The organism is Bacillus sp. MHSD_36 (genome assembly GCF_030757775.1).
Lineage (GTDB): Bacteria > Bacillota > Bacilli > Bacillales > Bacillaceae_G > Bacillus_A.
Genome location: NZ_JAVBIS010000002.1, coordinates 486,396 through 509,738, shown reverse-complemented (window position 1 = coordinate 509,738; position 23,343 = coordinate 486,396). Strand labels below are relative to the sequence as shown.

Here is a 23,343-nt window from a genome sequence, read left to right as displayed (position 1 = left end):
ATCTCTAGTCTTTTTTGTTTGTTATAATTACCTTAAATTGTAATAAAGGGAGCGGTATGATGAATCAAAAAGATAAAGAAAGAAAAGAGCAAGTGGCTCATATGATTGACATTTCAGATGATTATAGGCTTGTAGTAGACGATCAAGAAGGCGTAGATGACCCGTATCATCTATTATGGTGGGAGCATAAAGAGGATGAGGAGAGAACGATACAAATTACGTTGAATAGACATACTGGTAATTTAATAGAGTTTAGGATAGAGGATAAAAATTATTTTTCGATTGATAAGGAAGCGATAGAGGAAAAGAAAGCAAGAGAGATTGCAAATGTATTTTTAAAAAAATATACAAAAGAAGGTTATGAATTTTATACATATGTAACGGTTAAGGACGACAGACGTGGTTGGAAAGAAGTAAATTATATGCAAGAAGTGAATGGGTATCCACTGCCGAATACAGGATGTGTCGTGCAAGTTTGTCCTTCAGGTAATGTTGTGCATTTTCGTTATAATGGACAAAAAGCTATCGAGAAAAAACCGGTATGGCCAAGTGAAATTGTTGAGGAGAACGTCGTCTTAGAAAATTTGAAAGCTAGACAAGATATGAGACTTGTATTTGTAGATTTAACACACGCTTCATGTGAATATGAAAATGGAGAGGAAGTAAAAGGGTACCATCTTGTATATGAACCAGAACCTAGCCATGCGTTTATTAATACAAGTACAGGTAAAGATTTGTTTGGACCAGATCACTATAAATTGCCTCCAACTGTAGCTGTTGAAATAATGGGAAAAGGTAGCCAGCAAGATGATATATTCGATTTGCTTGACTGGGATAAAGACAGTTTTACAAAAGTAGCTGAGACGGAAGATGATGATGAAATAAGGATGAAATTTGTTCCGAAAGAGGAATTACAGAAACAAAAAGAAGAAAAAAATCCATATTTAATGAATGAATTTTTTAAGAAGCATTTACCGATGTTAAAATATAATAATTTAGTTGGCATTACGGTTGATAAATCTACCAATGAATTAATTGGCTTTATAAAACTGACAGACGATAAAGAAGTAAAGCCAATACTGTCTAGAGAGGAATGTTTACAAAAAGCACTTCAATTTTTAGAACAAGTTATTCCAGATGTCACACAATATTTACGTCTTTGGGAAGAACGTGAAGAAGATGGGATTGAAAGGTTTACCTTTTCCGTATATGTGAATGGTATTTCGGCAGAGTATAACCAATTTAGGGTCAATATCAATGCGGAGAATGGTGCTGTGATGCATTATTCAGGAGAATCTAGCAATATTATAAAAGGATTACTCACATATGAAACAACACCAAAAGTAACAAAGGAAAAAGCATTAGAAATATACAGAGGCGCCATGCGAGTTCATTTAGAATGGTTTTTAGAAAATGATGTAGAGGAAACAAGTTATAAACTACTGTATAAACAAACAACGGATGAGAATTATAAAGAGTTCTTCGACGGTAGTCGAGAAATTCGTTATATTGATGCGCATACTGGGGAGAAAATTTGGAGCAAGTAAAATAAAAAGAGTTATTTTTCAAAGGAAATAACTCTTTTTATTTTTATAATTTGCCTGTTCGTTTTTCAAATGTAAATGTGATAGGAAGGTTGGAAGGAGAACTATCACTTTTAAATGTTATTTTCCATTCTTTAGAATGAGCTTTGATTTCGAAATCAAGAAGATTCATTGCTCTACGTTTATCTATTTCTAAAAACATATTATGAATTTCTGGTTCTTGCTGTAAATTAAGAGCCTTTAGTGTGACTGTTAATGTGAAAAAATTTCGCCCTTCATATACTATTTTTGATATTTTTGTTTTTTGTGTATTTAACAGTATATAAAAACGGTCTGATGGAGTGAATTGTACAGAGTCATCAGTAACTTCATCCTCCATATTATGAAGTTTAACTAAGAAAGATGTACTATGGGAAGAATCTTTTTTGCTTGTAATCTGTAATTCAGTGGGAATCATCGGTATTTCATAAAAATCATTCCTTATTATATTGTTGTAATCCTCGGAAAATTTACGGACTTCTTTTGGGAAAGAGTCTTCTTCTTTTGTACTTAAAAAAGTTGTATGTTGCTTTGGAATTTTTTTACTAAACTTTAATGTTTCTTTAAAGTAATAATTGGATCCAGTTAAAAATAAAAAACTACAAATTAATAAAAAAATTCGATAGTGATTTTGAAAGTGAAAGAACAATAGTATACATGTAATAAATCCAATTACATAGAAAATAAAGATAAGTATTTCTAGTTTTGAGTGAAAGGAGAAACCATAGTTATGAAGAAATTTGATTCCAATTATAATTTGAGCTCCAAAAAACAAAGAAATTCCAAATTGAAAAAATAATAAATCAGGCCCCCTCTTAATAACAAAAGTAATGAACGAAATGAAAAGTAAAAATACCCCTAAATAAATTGTTACATTTAATAATCGATCTAATGTAAGCATGAATAGTGTCCCCTTTAATAGTATATTCATATATATAACTATAAATTTATATAATTATAATATAACGATAAAATATTTTAAATATTGGAAGTGTTGAGTTTTATAAATAAACTGTACAGACACAAACAACCTCAGGCCTACATACACATAGTAAAGACCACTATTTTGGCGGGGGTGAAAGGTTTGAGTCTATTCGCCGCAATTGGATATATGGTTCGAGAAGTGTTTGTCTTTGTTTCTTATGTGAAGAATAATGCGTTTCCGCAGCCGTTATCATCAGATGATGAGAGGAAGTACTTAGAGTTAATGGAGCAAGGTGATGCTCAAGCGAGGAATTTGTTAATTGAACATAATTTACGGCTTGTAGCTCATATCGTTAAGAAGTTTGAAAACACAGGGGAAGATGCAGAAGATTTAATTTCAATTGGTACAATCGGGCTTATTAAAGCGATCGAGAGCTATTCGGCAGGAAAAGGCACAAAACTTGCGACGTATGCAGCGCGCTGTATTGAAAATGAAATTTTGATGCATTTACGTGTACTAAAGAAAACGAAAAAGGACGTTTCACTTCATGACCCGATCGGGCAAGATAAAGAGGGGAATGAAATATCGCTTATTGATATATTAAAATCAGAGTCTGAAGATGTAATTGATATGATCCAGCTTAGTATGGAGTTAGAAAAGATTAAAGAGTATATCGATATTTTAGACGAACGAGAGAAAGAAGTGATCGTGAAGCGTTTTGGACTGGGGCTTGATAAGGAGAAAACGCAACGAGAGATTGCAAAGGCACTCGGTATTTCCAGAAGCTACGTATCCAGAATTGAAAAGCGCGCTTTAATGAAAATGTTCCATGAATTTGTAAGAGCAGAGAAAGAGAAAAAAGCGAAAGAATAATGTATATTGCAAGCAGCCGTATTTTAAAATGGGCTGCTTTTCTTTTTGGAAATCAAGAAAGAAAAAAGGTAATGTTCAGAAGAAATCCACGTTCACTGTTGAAAATGACGGATTCTATCTGTAATATTAGAGGGTGCTAAACAATTTAAGAATAATACCATACTTAGTTTTCCGCATGTATAATATAGTGGTTCTATATGATATGTGGGAATAAGAACCAATTTTACATATGATATAGAAGGAAAAGAAGGGGAAGCTAAAGTTATAGACTGATTAGGAGGTTTCGCAATTTGCGACGTACATTATATCGACTTATGATCGAACTTACAAATGGTCGTTTTACTTCTTATATATTACGTAAATTTGCACAATCTCGTTTGAGCTCTATCATTATTCCATCGTATGCGAAAGTTTTTCAAATTAATCAAGATGAGATGGAAAAGGGCTTGAAGGAATATAGAACATTGCATGAATTATTTACGCGTAAGCTAAAAGAAGGAAAGCGTAGTATTGATACAGATGCATCGAGTATCGTTAGCCCTGTTGATGGTGTTTTTGCTGATCACGGTCCTATTGAGGACACAAAAACATTCGATATTAAAGGAAAGCGTTATTCGATTGTGGATATGCTAGGTAATGAAGAGCGTGCACAGCGATATGCAGGTGGTACATACATGGTTATTTATTTAAGCCCAAGTCATTATCATCGTATTCATAGTCCGCTTTCTGGTTCTGTGACTGAAAGATTTGTACTCGGTAGAAAATCATATCCGGTAAATGCAGCTGGTATGGAATACGGGAAAGAACCGTTGTCAAAAAATTATCGCTCTGTTACAGAAGTGAATAGTGACGGTGAACATATGGCCCTTGTAAAAGTAGGAGCTATGTTTGTTAATAGTATTGAGCTGCTGCATGAAAGAGACGTTGTTCAAAAAGGTGAAGAAATGGCATACTTTACATTCGGTTCAACAGTTGTGTTATTGTTTGAAAAAGATATGATAAGAGTAGTGCAGCAATTAAAGAGTGGACAAGAGCTTCGCCTTGGTGAAAAAATTGCTACTCGATTGGCTCATAAATAAAAAAGATTTTATAACTGTAAGCAAGAGTTATGGACAAAGATGCTTAATGATGAAATTCCCTAGATGGGAGTACTTGTTTATTCGAGAGCCATCGCAGGATGGCTCTTTTTACAAGTTAGCTAATTAAAATTTCACTTTATATGTAATCAAGACGATTTGACAAGCTTGTCCTCTAATGAGCGTCTAATAATTTCTTGTTTTATAAGTAAAATGAAGTCGGGATTTAATTTTAGTTCTTTTGCTTTATAATAAGACTCAGTGAGTAACTCAGTAGATAACTGTTCCATATGTTTTGTTTTCAAGGTGAGTCACCTCCTAATAATATAAGGATTGATTCGTTGTTGCATTTAATGTACCAAAAAAATATGACAGTCACAAACGAGTGGTTATCCACATACCTAGGTGGATAAAATGTGTATAGATTGTTAGTAAATTCCAAATTGACTGAAAGATTAATGTGGAAAATGTGTACAATTTTATCCACAGGTCATATATCGAAATATGTTGTCGAAAAATTTTTATGAAAACTCCTCAAAGAGGTGAAAGAAATTGAAACTATTTTTACCAAATGAATACGTGAAAAATGTATATTATGTTCAACCAGAAGATTTGAAGAAGCGTGGAATTAAAGGTGTTATTACTGATTTAGATAACACTTTAATTGAGTGGGATCGTCCAAATGCAACGCCACAACTTGAAGAATGGTTTTTGAAAATGAAAGAGCAAGGCATTCAAGTAACGGTCGTTTCAAATAATAATGAGCAACGAGTGAAAGACTTTGCTGATCCATTAGGCATTCCATTTATTCATAGTGCGCGTAAGCCATTTGTTCGTGCGTTTAAGCGTGCGATACAAGAGATGCAGTTGCAGCCAGATGAAGTTGTAGTAATTGGGGATCAGTTACTAACGGATGTTTTAGGTGGAAATCGAGTAGGACTTCATACAATTTTAGTTGTACCGGTAGCACAAACGGACGGATTAGTAACGCGCTTTAATCGAAAAATTGAAAGAAGAATTATGAAAAATATGAAGAAAAAAGGTTTAATTAACTGGGAGGAATAAAGTTTGACTGAAACAATTAAATGTATTGGTTGCGGTGTAGAAATTCAAACAGAAGATAAAAATGAAGTGGGATATGCTCCTGCCTCATCTTTAGAAAAAGAACAAGTCATTTGCCAACGCTGTTTTCGTTTGAAACATTATAACGAAATTCAAGATGTATCATTAACAGACGATGATTTCCTACGTATTCTAAACGGAATTGGAAAATCAGATGCATTAGTAGTTAAGATTGTAGATATTTTTGACTTTAATGGCAGCTGGTTACCTGGCTTACATCGTTTCGTAGGAAATAATAAAGTATTACTTGTTGGAAATAAAGCTGATTTAATTCCTAAGTCAGTAAAACATGATAAAGTAAAGCATTGGATGCGCTATAGTGCGAAGCAGCTAGGATTAAAGCCAGAGGATGTCTTTTTAATTAGTGCAGCGAAGGGACAAGGAATTGCTGAGCTGGCAGATGCAATTGAATATTACCGCGGTGGAAAAGATGTTTACGTTGTTGGATGTACAAATGTAGGGAAATCAACATTCATTAATCGTATGATTAAAGAATTTAGTGATGAGACTGAAAATGTAATTACAACATCTCATTTCCCAGGGACAACGCTTGATTTAATTGATATTCCATTAGATGAAGAATCTTCTTTATATGATACGCCAGGTATTATTAACCACCATCAAATGGCTCACTATGTTGGAAAACAAAGCTTAAAGCTTATTACACCAACAAAAGAAATTAAGCCGATGGTGTTCCAATTAAATGAAGAACAAACGTTGTTCTTTAGTGGACTGGCACGTTTTGATTATGTAAGTGGCGGTCGTCGTGCATTTACTTGTCATTTCTCAAATCGTTTAACAATCCATCGTACAAAGCTTGAGAAAGCAGATGAATTGTATAAAAATCATGCTGGAGATTTACTAAGCCCACCAACACCAGAAGAATTAGAAAATATGCCAGAGCTAGTGAAATACGAGTTTAATATTCGCGAACCAAAAACGGATGTTGTATTCTCTGGATTAGGATGGGTTACTGTAAACGAACCGGGAGCAAAAATTGTTGCACACGTACCAAAAGGAGTAAGTGTTTCATTGCGTAAATCTTTAATTTAATATGGAGAGGGATTTATGAAACAATTATATGGGGTAATCGGAAATCCAATTGGACATTCATTATCACCCGTTATGCATAACGATGCATTTGAACACTTGAATATGGATGCCCATTATCATGCCTTTCTTGTTAAAGAGGAAGAGCTAGGGGAAGCAGTAAGAGGTTTAAAAGCATTAGGTATTTCAGGATTTAATGTAACAACTCCGCACAAAGTTGCGATTATGGATTGTTTGGATGAGATTGATCCGCTAGCAAAACAAATTGGTGCAGTAAATACAGTGGTTCATAAGGATGAAAAGTTGATTGGCTACAATACAGACGGAATTGGTTTTGTCCGAGCGCTGCAGTCTATTAGTAGCGAACCACTTCAAGAGAAACGTATTTTATTACTTGGCGCAGGTGGTGCTAGTCGAGCGATTTATTTTTCTCTTGCTGACGTAGGTGTGAAGGAGATTGATGTAGCTAATCGTACAGTAGATAAGGCGAAAGAACTTATTGCTGCATGTACGGCTACTGTTCATTCTGTTGCTTTATCGTTAGAAAAAGCAACAGAAGAACAAGGGAATTATGATATTATCATTCAGACGACAACAATAGGTATGCATCCACGTGTCGAACATACGCCTTTACAAATTTCTTCGTTAAAAAAAGGAACGATTGTATCAGATATAATTTATAATCCATTTGAAACGAAAATTTTATGTGAGGCGAAAGAGCAAGGTGCAATCATTCAAAATGGTATTGATATGTTTGTTTATCAAGGTGCACTTGCGTTTGAAATGTGGACGGGACGCGCGCCAAATATCGAACGAATGAAACAATTAGTTATAAGAAAGCTTGGAGGCTAACATATATGTTAACAGGAAAACAAAAAAGATTTTTACGTGCACAAGCACATCATTTAACACCGATTTTTCAAGTAGGAAAAGGCGGAGTAAATGAAAATATGATTAAACAAATCGCAGATACTTTAGAAGCTCGTGAGCTATTTAAAGTAAGTGTGCTACAAAACTGTGAATTCGATCGCCGTGAAGTTGCAGAAGAACTTGCAAAAGGTGCACGTGCTGAAATCGTTCAAGTAATTGGAAGCACAATCGTTTTATACAAAGAGTCAAGAGAAAATAAACAAATTAAGCTTCCTCGATAAAAAGATTAGCATGCGCTATTTTTATCGTTGATGTGTAATGATGTAGAGAGCGAAACCAATTGAACTTTTATTAATAGCAACTCTCTTCATTCCTAACCGAAGAGAGTTGCTGTACGTAAAAGGAAGGGGCGTTTCTTTTGAGGAAAATTGGCATCATTGGCGGTACATTTGATCCGCCACATTATGGACATTTGCTTATTGCAAATGAAGTATATCACGCTTTGAATTTAGAAGAAGTGTGGTTCTTACCGAACCAAATTCCGCCGCATAAACAAGGGCGAAATATTACAAGTGTAGAAAGTCGCTTACAAATGTTAGAGCTTGCGACTGAGACAGAGGAATACTTTTCTGTTTGTTTAGAAGAGCTAAGCAGGAAGGGCCCATCTTATACGTATGACACTATGCTACAATTGACGAAGAAACATCCGGATGTGCAGTTTCACTTTATTATTGGTGGAGATATGGTTGAGTATTTACCGAAGTGGTATAACATTGAGGCGTTACTTGATCTTGTAACGTTTGTTGGGGTTGCAAGACCTGGTTATACATTGTATACACCTTATCCTATCACCACTGTGGAAATTCCGGAGTTTGCAGTTTCTTCATCTTTATTACGTGAGAGATATAAAGAGAAGAAAACATGCAAATATTTACTTCCTGAAAAAGTACAGGTATATATCGAGAGGAATGGGTTGTATGAATCGTGAGAAAGCACTTCATATTGTCAAACAACAAATGCATGAAAAACGTTATATACACACAATTGGTGTAATGGAGACAGCAATTGAACTTGCTAAGTTATACGGTGTGGATGAAAAAAAGGCTGAAGTTGCAGCTATATTCCATGATTATGCGAAGTGTAGAGCGATTTCAGAGATGGAAGAAATCATTAAACATGAAGATTTGCCGAAAGATTTACTTTGTTATAACAAAGAGTTATGGCATGCACCTGTTGGGGCATACTTAGTAGAAAAAGAAGTAGGTATTACGGATCCTGAAATCCTGCAAGCTATTACATATCATACAAGTGGTCATGAGAAAATGACGATGTTAGATAAAGTAATTTATGTAGCGGATTACATTGAGCCTGGTCGGGATTTTCCAGGAGTGGAGGAAGCTCGCAAACTCGCATATGCGGATATAAATCAAGCTTTATTATTCGCGCTAAAGAGAACAATTCAATTTTTAATGGAAAAAAATCAAACGATTTATCCGTTAACATTCCAAACATACAACGCAGTTATCAAGGAGGAAATGAGTAAATGAAAGATAAAGATTTATTAGTATTAGCGGCAAAAGCAGCTGATGATAAGAGAGCAGAAGATATGGTTGTCCTAAATATGCAAGGTATTTCACCAATTGCAGATTATTTCATTATTTGTCACGGTAACTCAGATAAGCAAGTGCAAGCAATTGCACGTGAAATTAAAGCAAAAGCACACGAGTTCCAAATCGACGTACAACGTATGGAAGGTTTTGACGAAGCGCGCTGGGTATTAGTTGACCTTGGAGATGTAGTTGCTCATGTATTCCATAAAGATGAGCGTAATCATTATAATTTAGAGCGTCTGTGGGGCGATGTGCCGCGTGAAGATATTACAGAAGAGTTAGGCCAATGAATTACGAACAATTTGCATTGCTGTACGACGAACTAATGAATGATGTCCCTTATGATAAATGGGTAGAATTCACAGAGGAAAGCTTGCAGCAAGCGGATATGAAAGAGGCTAAGATTCTTGATGTAGCATGTGGTACTGGTAATGTAACGCTTCCGCTTGTACAAAAAGGTTACGATGTAATCGGTGTCGATCTTTCAGAAGAAATGTTAGCAGTTGCTCAGCAAAAACTAGGCGGAGAAGGATATTTTATGCCTTTTTACCAACAAGACATGCGAGAGCTTGATGTTCCGGGTGAGTTTGACTGTGTAACGATCTTTTGTGATTCATTAAATTATGTACTGCAAGAAGATGGAGTGCAAGAAACATTTCGGAGAGTGTTTCACCATTTACGTCAAGATGGTTTGTTTTTATTTGATGTACATTCTTTATATAAAATACATCATGTATTTCAAAATGAAACATACACAGTGAATGGAGAAGAAATATCTCTTATTTGGAATTGCTTCCCTGGTGAAGAATCAAATAGTGTAGAACATGATTTAACATTCTTTGTTCAAGATCCGGAGGAAGATGTGTACCATCGTTTTGACGAATGTCACGTGCAACGTGCATATCCGGTTGAAGAGTTAACGAAATGGCTTGAAGAAGCTGGTTTTACAGTGCTTCGTGTAACTGGTGACTTTGAACGACTTGAAGTTACAGAACAAACAGAGCGTATTTTCTTCATGGCGAAGAAAAACGGATAAAGTAAAACTTTAATCAGCGGGCTACTACTGCCCAGCAAATAGAGGGATAAAACAAAAGCAACCGAGAAGGTTGCTTTTGTTTTGTAAAGAAGATGTACTTTTCGTTCTAGCATAATTAGAAGGTGTTATACGTGAAGTGTGAAAATGCTAGTTTAAGTGAAAATGTAATGTGAAAAACTAAGTATTTATAAAAAGGATTTGGAATGACGATGACGTATTTATTATGTGTGTTTATTGAATTGCTGATCAACGCATTTTAAATCTTCATCAAATTTTTCGTGTGTCCGCTCGATTAATTTGTGAAACATATCCCCAACATGTTCTTCTAAAACACGAATGCCTTCTCCTGTAACGCCGCCTTTAACACATACTTTTTCTTGTAAAGTAGGCAATGTGAAAATCCCTTTTTCGAGTAGTTTACCCATTCCGACGACCATTTCACTTACTAAAGTAGTGGCTTCTTCATGTGTAATATTTGTTTTATCTACAGCAGCGTTAATGAAACATTGTAATAAATAACTAAAGAATGCAGGGCCGCAGCTTGCTATATCAGATGAAACGCGCGTTATATCTTCTTCTATTACAAGGGGAGTAGAAATGTTTTTGAATAGGCGAAATAGTTTTTGTTGCCACTCTTCAGAGCATTTACTTCCAAATGTAAATAGTGATGCGCCAGATAGGGCGCGGTTTGTAATGCTCGGAATAATACGGGCAACATGGCAAGGTACAAGTGTCTCTAATTGTGATGGAGATATTGGACTTGTGATAGAAACTAAGCACTTTTCATTAGAAAAATGTTCAGCGTATTTTTGTAGGATTGGGTATATATCTATCGGCTTTACGCAAATAAAAATAAGATGTGATCGTTCAATTACCTCATCAATAGTTTTGGCTATATGAACAGAAGGGTATTTTTCCTTTATGTGATATGCTTTGGCGGGCGTTCGATTAATGATTGTAAGGCACGAAGGTTTGACAGCACGGGTTTCTAAAAATGCATCGATTAGTATATTCCCCATGTTTCCTGTCCCTATAATTCCTATGTTCAATGTTTCATCCCTCCTTCGTAACAGCTTTCTCCTAAACAATATGAATGATGTTATAAATTTATGATTAGAGGTGAAAAATGATGTGGGATTTTCCAAGGAAATGGTTAGGATTAGTAGCTATTATGGGAACTTTACTTTTTTTTCTTTTTTGGAAAGCGAACGAGCATACAGAGCGGTCAGTCATTGCAACGGATGTGCAAGTGAAAGAGATAGAGAAAAAAAGTAAACCGAAAATATCGGATATAAAGCAGCAGAAAAAAATAATTGTAATTGATATGAAAGGAGCTGTTGTTAAAGAGGGAGTGTATGAAATGAAAGAAGGAGACCGGGTCAAGGATGCCATTGAAAAGGCAGGTGGTTTTTTGCCCGAGGCAGATAGGCTGAAGGTAAATTTAGCACAAATGGTACAAGACCAAATGATTCTTTACGTACCGAATAAAAACGAACAAGCGCAAGAAGGAGCTGCTATTTCAAAGGGAGAGGGCAAAATTCAAATAAATACAGCTTCTAAAGAACAAATTGAAAAAATTACAGGTATCGGTTCTCGGAAAGCGGAAGGTATTTTGAAATATCGAGAGGAACATGGTCCGTTTCAGAAAATAGAAGATTTGTTAGAGATTGACGGAATTGGTGTGAAGTCTTTGGAAAAAATAAAAGATCAAATTATTATTCCGTAAAAGATTGACGAAGTTTTTCTTCATTAGCTACACTACAAGTAGACAAAAAAGTAGGTGAAGAATATGGAACGAATTTCATGGGATCAATATTTTATGACGCAAAGCCATTTGCTATCATTACGTAGTACATGTACAAGGCTTGCAGTAGGGGCGACAATCGTTCGTGATAAACGAATTATTGCTGGTGGATATAATGGTTCAATTAAAGGTGGCGTACATTGTATAGATGATGGATGCTACGTTATTGATAATCATTGTGTTCGTACAATTCATGCAGAAATGAATGCTTTATTACAATGTGCAAAATTCGGTGTGAAAACAGAGGAAGCAGAAATTTATGTTACGCATTTTCCTTGTTTACAATGCTGTAAGGCAATTATTCAAAGCGGGATTACGGCAGTTTATTATGCGCAGGATTATAAAAATCATCCATATGCCATAGAGTTATTTGAAAAAGCGAATGTAACAGTGAAACACGTTCCGCTAGAATATGATATTGCAGCATTAGAGGATCAAAAGCGCCATATGGAGTTAAAAGAACTATTCGCATCTTTAGAAAAAGAGAACTTATCAATGGAAGAATTACAGCGTGTATTCACGAAAGCAAAAATGATGCTATAAGGAGTGAGTATGAGTTGCAAGGACAATGGGGCTATGTTGCAATCTCATTTATAATAGGGATTGCAATTGCCTTCTCCTCTTCGGTTTTATTGTTGACTTGTTGTCTCGGTCTATATGTTTTCTTTTGTTTGTATCGTACTTCGCGTAAAACCTTTTTTTATTGTATGGTAGCGTGTTTTAGCGGCGCTATGTACACTACGTATATTCAAGGTCAAAACAAGCCTCTAGGAGAATCCTACGAAGTTACAAGAGGAGTGATACACAATACACCTCTTATTAACGGAGATCGCCTATCATTTCAAGTTGAAGATCAGAATGAAAATATAGTGCAGTTAAGTTACAAAATTAAATCAGCCTCAGAAAAGAAACAACTACGAAAATTACATGCAGGAGTATCATGTGTATTCGAAGGTGAGAGGAAAGCCCCGCCAATAGCTAGGAATTTTCATGGTTTTAATTATCGTGATTATTTGTATAAGCAAAATATTCATTTCATATTGGAAGCTACATATATTTCTGAATGCCATAAAACATCGTTGTCACTCGTGCAATGGATTCTTCTGTTGAGACAGCAAGCAATCTCGGGCGTTACAGAAATGTTTCCAGAACAATCAGGTGCTTTTATGAATGCGTTAGTATTTGGTGATAGACAACAAATGACATTTGAAGTTGAAGAGCAATATCAACAATTTGGTCTTGTGCATTTGTTGGCGATTTCAGGTTCGCATATCGTATTGTTAATGGTGATCGTATATTTTATTTTGCTGAGAAGTGGTGTGACGAGGGAGGTAGCAACAGTATGTCTTATCTTCTGTATTCCTCTATATATGATTTTAGCAGGAGCGTCACCGTCTGTTATAAGAGCTTCTATAACAGGAATGTTAATGTTAATTGCTTTTATGTGTTCTATTCGTTTATCTAGCTTAGATGCTTTAAGTATAACTGCTATATGTATGCTTATATTTGATCCGTATCTTCTGTTTAATATTGGTTTTCAGTTTTCTTTCGTTGGTAGTTTTGCTTTACTATTATCTGCCTCGCTTTTACTAGAGAGTGGTAATGGATTGATTCGAAATTCTATTTATATTTCTCTTATTTCACAACTTGTTAGTACCCCAATTTTGTTATATCACTTCGGTTATTTTTCTCCATATAGTATTTTTCTTAATATCCTATACGTTCCGTTTTTATCCCTCATTGTATTGCCGTGTAGTATCGTTATTTTGATATGTATACCGATTATTCCATTCCTTGCAAAAGGACTTGCGAATGTACTATCAATAGGTTTGAATCTTTCTAATAATGTTTTAAGTTATTGTGAAAGTTTACCGTTTACCAGTCTTCATTTCGGGCAAACACCTATACTTCTTGTAGCCCTATATTGCGTAAGTATTATTAGTATATTGATGGTTTGGGAAAGGAAAATGCCGAAAGGGATTATGTGTGTAGCTTCGGGGATATTTCTTTTTATTAGTACATGTCATTATATATATCCGTATTTTCGGGAAAGTGGAAGTGTTACATTTCTTGATGTTGGACAAGGAGATGCGATATTAATTCGTCTCCCGTACGATAAAGAGATTTACCTCATTGATACTGGTGGAACAATTCGTGTAAACAAGGAAGAATGGCAACGGAAAAAGCATGAATTTTCTGTTGGAAATGATATTTTGATTCCTTATTTACAAAAGGAAGGTATTAAAAAAATCGATAAGTTGATCGTGACGCATGGAGATGCGGATCATATAGGTGCTGCGGAAGAATTATTATCAAATATAACCGTAAAAGAAGTCGTATTTGGCCGAAAGGAACAAGATGCGGAATTAGAAAAAGTAGTAAAGAAACAGGCGTTAGAAAAGGAAGTGAAAATAAGAGAGGTAGGAGAAGGAGAAAGCTGGAGCATAAATGGAGCAGAATTTTTCGTATTAGCGCCAGTAGGAAAGGAGAGTAGTGAAAATAACGCTTCAATTGTGGTGTGGGCAAAATTAGGAGGACTAACGTGGTTGTTTACAGGTGATTTAGAAGAAGAAGGAGAGAAGCTTTTAGTAGCTACGTATCCAGAGTTACGGGCGGATGTTTTAAAGGTTGCTCATCATGGGAGTAAAACGTCATCTGTAACGCCTTTTCTAAGTGCTGTACAGCCTGATATAGCGATTATTTCTGTCGGTGAGCGTAATAGGTATGGGCACCCTCATAAGGAAGTTATAGAGCGTTTTAAGCAGATGGGGATTGAAATATGGCGCACGGATAAGCAAGGTGCTATTTCCTATGTTTTTAAAGGGGAAAACGGAACCTTTCGTAGCAAAATCACATATGATGAAACACATAATCGATAAAAAAGAAGACTGCCAGTAAGCAGCAGTCTTTAAGAACCAATAAATTTAATAACAGTTGCAATGATGAAAAGTGTTGCGAAAAAACCAAATGAGACGATAAATCCTACCCCTGAATCAATAGCGTCATTGCGTTTACTTTGAACATTTTGTTCAAAATCATTCATTTAGAATCCCTCCCCAACATTCCACTTTAGTATAAAATATTGTCAGAAAAAAATCTACAATTTCCATGTGAAGAGAAATAGAGCGTTTTTATTACTTTTAGATCATGGAGTAACGTTAATTTTTTGTTTCCAAGCATGTTAACAGTTGGCACTTATACTCGAATTTTTATTGTGAATAATAAAGGGAAGGTGATTACCGCACACCAATAAGAAACCCGGGGCTTATTGAGTGGCGTTTAATATAAATAAAGGAACGGGTTATATAGCCTGTTCCTTTGTACTTGTAAAACAAAAGCTAGGGCATTAGTATAAATATATATTGCCAAGTTAGGGAGTAGGAAAAAGTATGAGTGATATACATAAAAAGATTAAAAAGAAGCAGTTTGCTCCGTTGTATTTACTGTATGGAACGGAAGCGTTTTTTATAAATGAAACGATAAAGCTTATTACAACCGAAGCGCTTGAAGAGGAAGATCGCGAGTTTAATGTCGTGACATATGATTTAGAAGAAGCGTATTTAGAAGATGTGGTTGAGGATGCACGTACACTTCCTTTTTTCGGAGAGCGTAAAGTACTATTAATAAAATCACCACTATTTTTAACTTCACAAAAAGAAAAGTTAGAACAAAATATAAAAATTTTAGAAGAATATATTGGGGAGCCTTCTCCGTTTTCTATTCTTGTTTTTGTTGCGCCTTACGAAAAGCTTGATGAACGAAAAAAAATTACAAAACTATTAAAGAAAACAGCAGATGTAATAGAAGCGAACGCAATGCAAGTGCAGGATGTTCAGAAGTGGATTGTTGCTCGTGCAGATGAAGTGCATGTACATATTGATCATGCAGCTGTTAGTTTATTGTTAGAGCTTGTAGGAAGCAATGTAACGATGTTGGCGAAGGAAATGGACAAGTTAACGTTATATGTGGGTATGGGCGGAGAGATTACATCGAAACTTGTTGCAGAGCTTGTGCCAAAATCAGTTGAACAAAATGTGTTTGCTTTGACAGAAAAAGTGGTAAAAAAAGATATCGCGGGTGCGATGCAAATTTTGGATGGATTATTTACGCAGCAGGAGGAACCTATTAAATTGCTTGCATTATTAGTAAGTCAGTTCCGTTTGCTGCATCAAGTGAAAGAGTTACAGCAGCGTGGTTATGGGCAGAATCAAATTGCGTCTCATATTGGTGTGCATCCATATCGTGTAAAGTTAGCGATGAATCAAACGAAGTTTTTCTCTTTTGAAGAATTAAAAAAAGTAATTATAGAATTAGCGGAAGCTGATTATAGTATGAAAACGGGAAAAATGGATAAGAAACTTGTGCTTGAGTTTTTCTTAATGCGGTTAAATCATATGTGATGAAGCAAAAAAAGTTCACGTGCTTAGCACGTGAACTTTTTTGTATATAAAAAAACGATCCAGATGGATCGTTTTTTAAACGCCTTACGCGTTTACTTGTTTCGCTAAGCGAGATTTTTGACGAGCTGCAGCGTTTTGGTGGATAAGACCTTTACGAGCTGCTTTGTCAAGTTTTTTAGAAGCAGTTTTGAAAGCTTCTTTAGCATTTTCAAGATCGTTATTAGTAACTAAAGCTTCAACAGTTTTAACAGCAGAACGCATGTCAGACTTGATAGAAGCGTTATGTGCACGACGCTCTTCGCTAAGTTTAGCGCGTTTGATAGCAGATTTGATGTTTGCCATACTTTTCACCTCCCTGGTGCAATCGAATGACTCGATTCATAACATAGAACAAGTGATATTCTATCAAACGGTGAAGAGAATTGCAATAGTATATCCATGAAATTTCACGTAAAGGAAAGAATGACCTTATATAACTTTGGGAAATCTAACGATATTTACTATGAATTACGGAGGAGATACGATGAAAGAACCATTAGATTTAAGTAAATATAGTGTTAGAACTGACCTTGCTGTAGAGGCACATCAAATGTTGCAAGAGCGTCAAGAAGAGCAACAAGGAATACAAGGAGTTATTGTAAAAGAGAGGGAAGAAGAAGGTATTACCGTTACGAAAGTAACGATTGACGAAGTTGCCTCTGACTCGATGGGTAAAAAACCTGGAAATTATTTAACGCTTGAAGTACAAGGTATACGTCAACAAGACACAGAGCTACAACAAAAAGTAGAGCGTATTTTTGCAAAAGAATTTTCGTATTTCTTAGAAGAGGTTGGCGTTACGAAAGAAGCGAGTTGTTTAATTGTTGGTCTTGGAAATTGGAATGTAACGCCCGATGCGCTTGGACCAATAGTTGTAGAAAATGTATTAGTAACGAGACATTTGTTTCAGTTGCAGCCTGAAAGCGTAGAAGAAGGGTTTAGGCCTGTTAGCGCGATTCGGCCGGGGGTAATGGGGATTACAGGAATTGAAACGAGCGATGTCATTTATGGAATCATTGAGAAGACAAAGCCGGACTTTGTTATTGCAATTGATGCATTAGCTGCTCGTTCGATTGAAAGGGTAAATAGTACGATACAAATTTCTGATACAGGAATTCACCCTGGGTCGGGTGTTGGGAATAAACGTAAGGAACTCAGTAAAGAAACATTAGGAATTCCTGTTATCGCAATTGGTGTTCCGACTGTGGTGGATGCCGTTTCGATTACAAGCGATACAATTGATTTTATTTTGAAACATTTTGGCAGGGAGATGAAAGAAGGTAACAAACCTTCCCGATCTTTGTTACCGGCTGGTTTTTCATTTGGAGAAAAGAAAAAATTAACAGAAGAAGATATGCCGGATGAAAAGAGTCGAAATATGTTTTTAGGTGCTGTAGGTACACTGGAAGATGAAGAGAAGAGGAAATTAATTTATGAAGTGTTATCTCCTCTTGGCCATAATTTAATGGTGACTCCGAAAGAAGTCGATGCTTTTATAGAGGATATGGCAAATGTAATAGCAAGTGGTTTAAATGCAGCGCTGCATCATCAAATTGACCAAGATAATACAGGAGCGTACACACATTGATGGGAAGAGAGGATAATCATTTAAGCCGCTTTTCGCTTTTATGTATATGTAGTGCGGCCATATGCTTACTTATGGTGATAGCGGGGGTGGCACTTGCTAATCACGGTTTGAAAAGTATGAAAGGTTATCAGCAAATGTCGTATGAACAAATCGCACATATGACAGGAACAAAAGGTGAGGCTGCTGAATCAGAAATTTTGGAGGGTTCGTTTTCCGCTACTGAAAAACAAAAACAATTAGAAAGCTTAAGAAGTTTTAATGTTGTAGAAGGAATGGGTATGGCGATAGCAAGTGTCGCCTATGAAATAACAAAGTTTGGAACAGACATAGTTGTCGGGAAAGTAAAAGAACTTTTTAGTTAAGAGCCAAACGGGGGCGGCTGTTTTACAGATTTGTAAGACAGCCGTTTTTTAATTTGAAAAAGGTTTGTCTCTTATGGTTTGTTCGCATAAGATATAGATAGAATGATTTGTATTGTAAGCAGCACGAGTTTTCATTGAATCTTTGCTGCTCTATTGATATAATCAGTGCTAGTGTATATTGGCGAGACTATTAGGAGTTGAGAACATAGATGAACAAAGAAGAAAGAGCAAAAAGACAGTCCAAAATTCGTAACTTCTCTATCATTGCTCATATTGACCACGGAAAGTCAACGTTAGCAGACCGTATTTTAGAGAAAACAAACGCGTTAACACAACGTGAAATGAAAGCTCAGTTGCTTGACTCTATGGATTTAGAGCGTGAGCGTGGTATTACAATTAAATTAAACGCAGTACAATTAAACTATAAAGCAAAAGACGGTGAAGAATATATTCTTCACTTAATTGATACACCAGGACACGTCGACTTTACGTACGAAGTATCTCGTAGTTTAGCGGCTTGTGAAGGTGCGATTCTTGTAGTAGATGCAGCTCAAGGTATTGAAGCACAAACGTTAGCAAACGTATACTTAGCGCTTGATAACAATTTAGAGATTTTACCAGTTATTAATAAAATTGACTTACCAAGTGCAGACCCAGAGCGTGTACGCCAAGAGGTAGAAGATGTAATCGGTTTAGATGCATCAGAAGCTGTACTTGCTTCTGCAAAAGCTGGGATTGGTATTGAAGAGATTTTAGAACAAATCGTTGAAAAAGTACCAGCACCAACAGGAGATTCAGAAGAGCCGTTACAATGTATGATTTTTGACTCTTTATATGATCCGTACCGAGGTGTAATTGCATACATTCGTGTTGTTAACGGAACGGTAAAAGTTGGCGATAAAGTACGTATGATGGCAACTGGAAAAGAGTTTGAAGTAACAGAAGTAGGTGTATTCACACCGAAAACTACGCAACGTGAGGAGTTAACAGTAGGTGATGTAGGTTTCTTAGCAGCATCGATTAAAAATGTTGGTGACACACGCGTTGGTGATACGATTACACACGCGAAACGTCCAGCTGCAGAACCGTTAGCAGGTTATCGTAAATTAAACCCAATGGTATTCTGTGGTTTGTATCCGATTGATTCTGCACGTTACAACGATTTACGTGATGCGTTAGAAAAATTAGAGTTAAATGATTCTGCTCTTGAGTTTGAGCCAGAAACATCTCAAGCGCTAGGATTTGGTTTCCGTTGTGGTTTCTTAGGACTTCTTCACATGGAAATCATTCAGGAACGTATTGAACGTGAATTTAAAATTGATTTAATTACAACGGCGCCAAGTGTTATTTATAAAGTTTATTTAACAAACGGTGAAGATGTTATTGTTGATAATCCGTCTAATATGCCAGATCCACAGTCTATCGATCGTGTAGAAGAGCCGTTTGTGAAGGCTTCAATTATGGTTCCGAATGACTATGTTGGAGCTGTAATGGAAATTTGCCAAGGTAAACGTGGAACGTTTATTGATATGCAATATTTAGATGAAACACGTGTTACATTAACATATGAAATCCCGTTATCAGAAATCGTATATGATTTCTTCGACCAATTGAAATCAAACACAAAAGGGTATGCATCATTTGATTACGAGTTAATTGGCTACAAACCATCTAAACTTGTGAAAATGGATATTCTTTTAAATAATGAACAAGTCGATGCTCTATCATTTATCGTACACCGTGATTCAGCGTATGACCGTGGTAAAGTGATTGTAGAAAAATTAAAAGATTTAATTCCGAGACAGCAGTTCGAAGTGCCAATTCAAGCGACGATCGGAAATAAAGTTGTAGCGCGTTCTACAATTAAAGCGATGCGTAAAAACGTACTTGCGAAATGTTACGGTGGTGACATTTCTCGTAAGCGTAAACTTCTTGATAAGCAAAAAGAAGGTAAAAAACGTATGAAGTCTGTTGGTTCTGTAGAAGTACCGCAAGAAGCATTCATGGCTGTACTGAAAATGGATGACAACTAATAATTGATTGTTATTTCATGTGAATTGATATAAAAAAGAAGTCGTTTTATACGGCTTCTTTTTTATATCATTACTTTTTAGACAACGTAGCTGCTCTCAATTACAATAGTGAGAGAGCTGTTTAGTTCATATAGAGTTAGGAGTTTGTTAATGTCCGAAAATATTCGAAAAGATATTCAAGAAAAAATACAAAATGGAAATTTTAATTGTGAAAAGGAATTGACGCTTTCTATTATTAGTGGAAAGTGGAAAGTTGTAATATTGTGGCATCTTGGTGTGGAAGGGCCTCATCGTTTTAGTGAATTACAACGATTATTCCCAAGCATTTCTCATAAAGTTTTGTCAAACCAATTAAAAGAGTTAATGGAAGACGGGATTGTCGATCGAACAGTATACCCAGAAATTCCTCCGCGAGTGGAATATTATATGACGGAATTAGGCATGTCGCTTTTACCAATCGTTGAAATGATGTATGATTGGGGAAAAATGCGAATGGAGCAAATTCGTAATACGTTAGAGAAGTAAAAGAAGCCTCCCGAGCGCGGAGGTTTTCTTTTTAGAAAGGTAGGAGTTATTTTTGGTGCAAGCTGCATATATTCATATTCCGTTTTGTCAGCATATTTGTCACTATTGTGATTTTAATAAAGTGTTTATTGAACGCCAGCCGGTCGATCAATATTTAGAGTATTTAGAGAAAGAAATTATAAATACAGTTCAAAAGGTACCGTTTGATAGTATGAAAACGATTTTTGTTGGTGGAGGGACTCCGACAGCGTTAAATATGGAGCAGACAAAGAAATTATTAGATATTATAAATCGTCGTTTACGTCCGTTTGCCCCGAATTGTGAATTAACATTTGAAGCGAATCCGGGTGATTTGCCGAAAGAGAAGTTGAATGTGTTACTAGAAGGTGGAGTAAATCGAATTAGTTTTGGTGTGCAAACATTTCGAGATGAATTGCTTGAGAAAATTGGACGTAAGCATACGAGGGAAGATGCGTTTGTAGCAATTAGAGAAGCGCAGGAAGTAGGATTTAAAAATATAAATGTAGATATTATTTATGCTCTGCCAGGGCAGACGATAGAAGACGTAAAAGAAACATTAGATATTGCTTTTACGCTTGGTGTACAACATTTCTCGGCATATTCATTAATTGTGGAACCGAAAACGGTATTTTATAACTTAATGAATAAAGGGAAGTTAAGACTTCCAGGTGAAGACCATGAAGCGAAAATGTACGAAATGGTAATGGATGAAATGGAGAAACATGGCTATAGCCAGTATGAAATTAGTAATTTTTCAAAAGGTAATAATGAAAGTAGACATAATCTCACATACTGGAATAATGAAGAGTATTATGGATTTGGAGCTGGAGCGCATAGTTATGTAAATGGAGAACGTATTCAAAATGTAGGGCCGCTCAAGCAATACTTCAATAAAATAGATGAAACCGGACTTCCGTATTTAGATGTTCATGTGGTGACGGAGAAAGAAAAAATGGAAGAAGAGTTGTTCTTAGGGCTTCGAAAAACAAAAGGTGTATCTAAAATAGCGTTTCAAAAGAAATTTAATATGGAGATGGATCAAGTTTTCGCGAAGCAGTTACAAAACAATCAAGAACAAGGATTGCTTGAAGAGAGCGATGGATATGTTCGTTTAACACGAAAAGGAAAATTATTAGGGAATGAAGTATTCCAATCATTTTTGATTGACTAATTAAAAGTTCCATTAACGTGAAAAAGTTTCATTATTTCGTGACGTTTCCGTTGACAATTGAATGTCAATTTTGGTAAGTTATTAATAGATTTAGCACTCGAAGACAAAGAGTGCTAACAGAGGTGATGATGAGATGCTTACGGAACGTCAGCTCTTAATTTTACAAACAATTATTGATGACTTTATTGGATCAGCGCAACCTGTTGGGTCAAGGACGTTGGCTAAGAAAGATGAAATTACATTTAGTTCAGCTACTATTCGAAATGAAATGGCTGATTTAGAGGAACTAGGATTTATTGAAAAGACGCACAGTTCTTCTGGACGTGTTCCTTCTGAAAAAGGATACCGATTTTATGTAGACCATCTTTTAGCACCGCAAAACTTACCGAACGATGAAATTGTACAAATTAAAGATTTATTTGCTGAAAGAATTTTTGAAGCGGAAAAGATTGCGCAGCAATCGGCTCAAATTTTATCAGAGCTTACGAATTATACGGCCATTGTTCTTGGACCGAAGTTAAGCACAAATAAACTTAAAAACGTACAAATTGTACCGCTTGATCGTCAAACTGCAGTCGCTATTATTGTAACGGATACAGGGCATGTACAAAGCAAAACGATTACCGTTCCGGAATCTGTTGATTTATCAGATTTAGAAAAAATGGTTAATATTTTAAATGAAAAACTATCAGGTGTACCAATGTCGGAACTCCATAATAAAATCTTTAAAGAGATTGTTACGGTATTGCGTGGGTATGTTCATAATTATGATAGTGCAATAAAAATGTTAGACGGTACATTTCAAGTTCCTTTATCGGAAAAGATATACTTTGGAGGAAAAGCAAATATGCTTTCGCAACCAGAGTTCCATGACATTCACAAAGTAAGATCCTTACTGACGATGATTGATAATGAAGCCGAGTTTTATGACATTTTGCGTCATAAACAAGTAGGTATTCAAGTGAAGATTGGTAGGGAAAACTCCGCGACGGCCATGGAAGATTGTAGTTTGATTTCTGCAACATATTCGATTGGAGAAGAACAGCTTGGAACAATTGCAATTTTAGGTCCAACGAGAATGCAATACTCTCGTGTAATTAGTTTGTTGCAGTTATTTACAAGGCAAATTACAGATGGACTAAAAAAATAAAGAAGAATACATGCGCTCAAGTGATGAACAATACATCGCTGTGTGTAATATATAACTATGCTTAGGTAATTATGCTATGCGTGATACCTAATACCTTTTAAGGAG

Annotated in this window: 26 protein-coding genes; 21 read left to right on the top strand and 5 right to left on the bottom strand. The window is 35.8% G+C overall.

Annotation, left to right across the window (positions count from 1 at the left end; genetic code table 11):
* Positions 1-59 precede the first annotated feature (59 nt).
* Positions 60-1,547, top strand: a complete 1,488-nt coding sequence (locus Q9B79_RS10775) for a YcdB/YcdC domain-containing protein (protein ID WP_306183993.1) — start codon at positions 60-62, stop codon at positions 1,545-1,547.
* 43 nt (positions 1,548-1,590) lie between these two features.
* On the opposite strand, the gene Q9B79_RS10770 is transcribed toward Q9B79_RS10775, so the two are convergent.
* A complete protein-coding gene (locus tag Q9B79_RS10770) occupies positions 1,591-2,484 on the bottom strand; it encodes a hypothetical protein (protein ID WP_306183991.1) in 894 nt (297 codons plus the stop codon).
* Positions 2,485-2,667: 183 nt separating this feature from the next.
* Between Q9B79_RS10770 and sigK the strand changes: the two genes are divergently transcribed.
* The gene (gene sigK / locus Q9B79_RS10765; protein ID WP_000051382.1) at positions 2,668-3,381 is read left to right on the top strand and encodes an RNA polymerase sporulation sigma factor SigK; all 714 of its coding nucleotides are present in this window, start codon (positions 2,668-2,670) and stop codon (positions 3,379-3,381) included.
* Between the two features lie 290 nt (positions 3,382-3,671).
* Positions 3,672-4,460, top strand: a complete 789-nt coding sequence (locus Q9B79_RS10760) for a phosphatidylserine decarboxylase (RefSeq protein WP_074614813.1) — start codon at positions 3,672-3,674, stop codon at positions 4,458-4,460.
* A gap of 146 nt (positions 4,461-4,606) precedes the next feature.
* On the opposite strand, the gene sda is transcribed toward Q9B79_RS10760, so the two are convergent.
* Positions 4,607-4,762 (bottom strand): sporulation histidine kinase inhibitor Sda, encoded by a 156-nt coding sequence (sda, locus tag Q9B79_RS10755; RefSeq protein WP_000850094.1) that lies wholly within the window; start codon positions 4,760-4,762, stop codon positions 4,607-4,609.
* Positions 4,763-5,009: 247 nt separating this feature from the next.
* Here sda and Q9B79_RS10750 point away from each other — a divergent pair, with 247 nt between their 5' ends.
* From Q9B79_RS10750 to Q9B79_RS10715, 8 genes are all read left to right on the top strand, one after another.
* Entirely contained in the window at positions 5,010-5,522 is a 513-nt protein-coding gene (locus Q9B79_RS10750; protein ID WP_306183990.1) for a YqeG family HAD IIIA-type phosphatase, read from the top strand.
* A gap of 3 nt (positions 5,523-5,525) precedes the next feature.
* On the top strand, positions 5,526-6,632 hold the full coding sequence (gene yqeH, locus Q9B79_RS10745) for a ribosome biogenesis GTPase YqeH (RefSeq protein WP_000140795.1): 1,107 nt from the start codon (positions 5,526-5,528) through the stop codon (positions 6,630-6,632).
* Positions 6,633-6,647: 15 nt separating this feature from the next.
* Positions 6,648-7,481, top strand: a complete 834-nt coding sequence (gene aroE / locus Q9B79_RS10740) for a shikimate dehydrogenase (RefSeq protein ID WP_306183989.1) — start codon at positions 6,648-6,650, stop codon at positions 7,479-7,481.
* Between the two features lie 5 nt (positions 7,482-7,486).
* Positions 7,487-7,780 (top strand): ribosome assembly RNA-binding protein YhbY, encoded by a 294-nt coding sequence (gene yhbY, locus Q9B79_RS10735; protein ID WP_000955224.1) that lies wholly within the window; start codon positions 7,487-7,489, stop codon positions 7,778-7,780.
* A 137-nt stretch (positions 7,781-7,917) separates the two neighbouring features.
* Entirely contained in the window at positions 7,918-8,487 is a 570-nt protein-coding gene (nadD, locus tag Q9B79_RS10730) for a nicotinate-nucleotide adenylyltransferase (protein ID WP_306183987.1), read from the top strand.
* Entirely contained in the window at positions 8,477-9,046 is a 570-nt protein-coding gene (gene yqeK, locus Q9B79_RS10725; RefSeq protein ID WP_306183985.1) for a bis(5'-nucleosyl)-tetraphosphatase (symmetrical) YqeK, read from the top strand. The genes nadD and yqeK overlap by 11 nt, the downstream gene beginning before the upstream one ends.
* Positions 9,043-9,399 carry a ribosome silencing factor gene (rsfS, locus tag Q9B79_RS10720; RefSeq protein ID WP_000653200.1) on the top strand — a complete coding sequence of 119 codons (357 nt, stop codon included), beginning with the start codon at positions 9,043-9,045 and terminating at the stop codon, positions 9,397-9,399. Before yqeK ends, rsfS begins: the two co-directional genes overlap by 4 nt.
* Positions 9,396-10,145 carry a class I SAM-dependent DNA methyltransferase gene (locus Q9B79_RS10715; protein ID WP_306183982.1) on the top strand — a complete coding sequence of 250 codons (750 nt, stop codon included), beginning with the start codon at positions 9,396-9,398 and terminating at the stop codon, positions 10,143-10,145. Before rsfS ends, Q9B79_RS10715 begins: the two co-directional genes overlap by 4 nt.
* Before the next feature lie 221 nt (positions 10,146-10,366).
* Here Q9B79_RS10715 and comER read toward each other — a convergent pair whose 3' ends face one another.
* Complete coding sequence (comER, locus tag Q9B79_RS10710) at positions 10,367-11,194, bottom strand: late competence protein ComER (protein ID WP_306183981.1); 828 nt, start codon at positions 11,192-11,194, stop codon at positions 10,367-10,369.
* Between the two features lie 77 nt (positions 11,195-11,271).
* Between comER and Q9B79_RS10705 the strand changes: the two genes are divergently transcribed.
* From Q9B79_RS10705 to Q9B79_RS10695, 3 genes are all read left to right on the top strand, one after another.
* Complete coding sequence (locus Q9B79_RS10705; RefSeq protein WP_306183980.1) at positions 11,272-11,871, top strand: helix-hairpin-helix domain-containing protein; 600 nt, start codon at positions 11,272-11,274, stop codon at positions 11,869-11,871.
* A 63-nt stretch (positions 11,872-11,934) separates the two neighbouring features.
* Positions 11,935-12,492, top strand: a complete 558-nt coding sequence (locus Q9B79_RS10700; RefSeq protein ID WP_088311955.1) for a ComE operon protein 2 — start codon at positions 11,935-11,937, stop codon at positions 12,490-12,492.
* A gap of 14 nt (positions 12,493-12,506) precedes the next feature.
* Positions 12,507-14,828 (top strand): DNA internalization-related competence protein ComEC/Rec2, encoded by a 2,322-nt coding sequence (locus Q9B79_RS10695; protein WP_306183979.1) that lies wholly within the window; start codon positions 12,507-12,509, stop codon positions 14,826-14,828.
* 29 nt (positions 14,829-14,857) lie between these two features.
* Here the strand turns inward: Q9B79_RS10695 and Q9B79_RS10690 are convergent, their stop codons facing one another.
* Positions 14,858-14,992 carry a YqzM family protein gene (locus tag Q9B79_RS10690; protein WP_000997609.1) on the bottom strand — a complete coding sequence of 45 codons (135 nt, stop codon included), beginning with the start codon at positions 14,990-14,992 and terminating at the stop codon, positions 14,858-14,860.
* A 346-nt stretch (positions 14,993-15,338) separates the two neighbouring features.
* Between Q9B79_RS10690 and holA the strand changes: the two genes are divergently transcribed.
* Positions 15,339-16,349: a DNA polymerase III subunit delta gene (gene holA, locus Q9B79_RS10685; RefSeq protein ID WP_306183978.1), complete on the top strand. Its 1,011-nt coding sequence runs from the start codon at positions 15,339-15,341 to the stop codon at positions 16,347-16,349.
* A gap of 84 nt (positions 16,350-16,433) precedes the next feature.
* Here the strand turns inward: holA and rpsT are convergent, their stop codons facing one another.
* Positions 16,434-16,691, bottom strand: a complete 258-nt coding sequence (rpsT, locus tag Q9B79_RS10680; protein WP_001274011.1) for a 30S ribosomal protein S20 — start codon at positions 16,689-16,691, stop codon at positions 16,434-16,436.
* A 181-nt stretch (positions 16,692-16,872) separates the two neighbouring features.
* Between rpsT and gpr the strand changes: the two genes are divergently transcribed.
* The 6 genes from gpr (at position 16,873) to hrcA (ending at position 23,238) form a co-directional block, all read left to right on the top strand.
* Entirely contained in the window at positions 16,873-17,976 is a 1,104-nt protein-coding gene (gpr, locus tag Q9B79_RS10675; RefSeq protein ID WP_306183977.1) for a GPR endopeptidase, read from the top strand.
* Entirely contained in the window at positions 17,976-18,338 is a 363-nt protein-coding gene (locus Q9B79_RS10670) for a YqxA family protein (RefSeq protein WP_306184808.1), read from the top strand. The genes gpr and Q9B79_RS10670 overlap by 1 nt, the downstream gene beginning before the upstream one ends.
* Positions 18,339-18,547: 209 nt before the next feature.
* Positions 18,548-20,371 (top strand): elongation factor 4, encoded by a 1,824-nt coding sequence (gene lepA, locus Q9B79_RS10665; protein ID WP_306183976.1) that lies wholly within the window; start codon positions 18,548-18,550, stop codon positions 20,369-20,371.
* Positions 20,372-20,521: 150 nt separating this feature from the next.
* Positions 20,522-20,896 carry a winged helix-turn-helix transcriptional regulator gene (locus Q9B79_RS10660; protein ID WP_001293546.1) on the top strand — a complete coding sequence of 125 codons (375 nt, stop codon included), beginning with the start codon at positions 20,522-20,524 and terminating at the stop codon, positions 20,894-20,896.
* Positions 20,897-20,948: 52 nt separating this feature from the next.
* Positions 20,949-22,088 (top strand): radical SAM family heme chaperone HemW, encoded by a 1,140-nt coding sequence (gene hemW, locus Q9B79_RS10655; RefSeq protein WP_306183975.1) that lies wholly within the window; start codon positions 20,949-20,951, stop codon positions 22,086-22,088.
* Positions 22,089-22,221: 133 nt separating this feature from the next.
* The gene (gene hrcA, locus Q9B79_RS10650) at positions 22,222-23,238 is read left to right on the top strand and encodes a heat-inducible transcriptional repressor HrcA (protein ID WP_098667264.1); all 1,017 of its coding nucleotides are present in this window, start codon (positions 22,222-22,224) and stop codon (positions 23,236-23,238) included.
* Positions 23,239-23,343 lie beyond the last annotated feature (105 nt).

What these genes read in the sequence shown, in the direction of transcription:
- Q9B79_RS10705 (WP_306183980.1), top strand. Translation starts at nt 11,272, where the DNA reads ATGATGTGGGATTTTCCAAGGAAATGGTTAGGATTAGTAGCTATTATG.
- rpsT (WP_001274011.1), bottom strand. Translation starts at nt 16,691, where the DNA reads ATGGCAAACATCAAATCTGCTATCAAACGCGCTAAACTTAGCGAAGAG.
- Q9B79_RS10670 (WP_306184808.1), top strand. Translation starts at nt 17,976, where the DNA reads ATGGGAAGAGAGGATAATCATTTAAGCCGCTTTTCGCTTTTATGTATA.
- yqeK (WP_306183985.1), top strand. Translation starts at nt 8,477, where the DNA reads ATGAATCGTGAGAAAGCACTTCATATTGTCAAACAACAAATGCATGAA.
- aroE (WP_306183989.1), top strand. Translation starts at nt 6,648, where the DNA reads ATGAAACAATTATATGGGGTAATCGGAAATCCAATTGGACATTCATTA.
- rsfS (WP_000653200.1), top strand. Translation starts at nt 9,043, where the DNA reads ATGAAAGATAAAGATTTATTAGTATTAGCGGCAAAAGCAGCTGATGAT.
- Q9B79_RS10700 (WP_088311955.1), top strand. Translation starts at nt 11,935, where the DNA reads ATGGAACGAATTTCATGGGATCAATATTTTATGACGCAAAGCCATTTG.
- Q9B79_RS10715 (WP_306183982.1), top strand. Translation starts at nt 9,396, where the DNA reads ATGAATTACGAACAATTTGCATTGCTGTACGACGAACTAATGAATGAT.
- gpr (WP_306183977.1), top strand. Translation starts at nt 16,873, where the DNA reads ATGAAAGAACCATTAGATTTAAGTAAATATAGTGTTAGAACTGACCTT.
- yhbY (WP_000955224.1), top strand. Translation starts at nt 7,487, where the DNA reads ATGTTAACAGGAAAACAAAAAAGATTTTTACGTGCACAAGCACATCAT.
- Q9B79_RS10660 (WP_001293546.1), top strand. Translation starts at nt 20,522, where the DNA reads ATGTCCGAAAATATTCGAAAAGATATTCAAGAAAAAATACAAAATGGA.
- Q9B79_RS10690 (WP_000997609.1), bottom strand. Translation starts at nt 14,992, where the DNA reads ATGAATGATTTTGAACAAAATGTTCAAAGTAAACGCAATGACGCTATT.
- Q9B79_RS10770 (WP_306183991.1), bottom strand. Translation starts at nt 2,484, where the DNA reads ATGCTTACATTAGATCGATTATTAAATGTAACAATTTATTTAGGGGTA.
- holA (WP_306183978.1), top strand. Translation starts at nt 15,339, where the DNA reads ATGAGTGATATACATAAAAAGATTAAAAAGAAGCAGTTTGCTCCGTTG.
- hrcA (WP_098667264.1), top strand. Translation starts at nt 22,222, where the DNA reads ATGCTTACGGAACGTCAGCTCTTAATTTTACAAACAATTATTGATGAC.
- Q9B79_RS10775 (WP_306183993.1), top strand. Translation starts at nt 60, where the DNA reads ATGAATCAAAAAGATAAAGAAAGAAAAGAGCAAGTGGCTCATATGATT.
- lepA (WP_306183976.1), top strand. Translation starts at nt 18,548, where the DNA reads ATGAACAAAGAAGAAAGAGCAAAAAGACAGTCCAAAATTCGTAACTTC.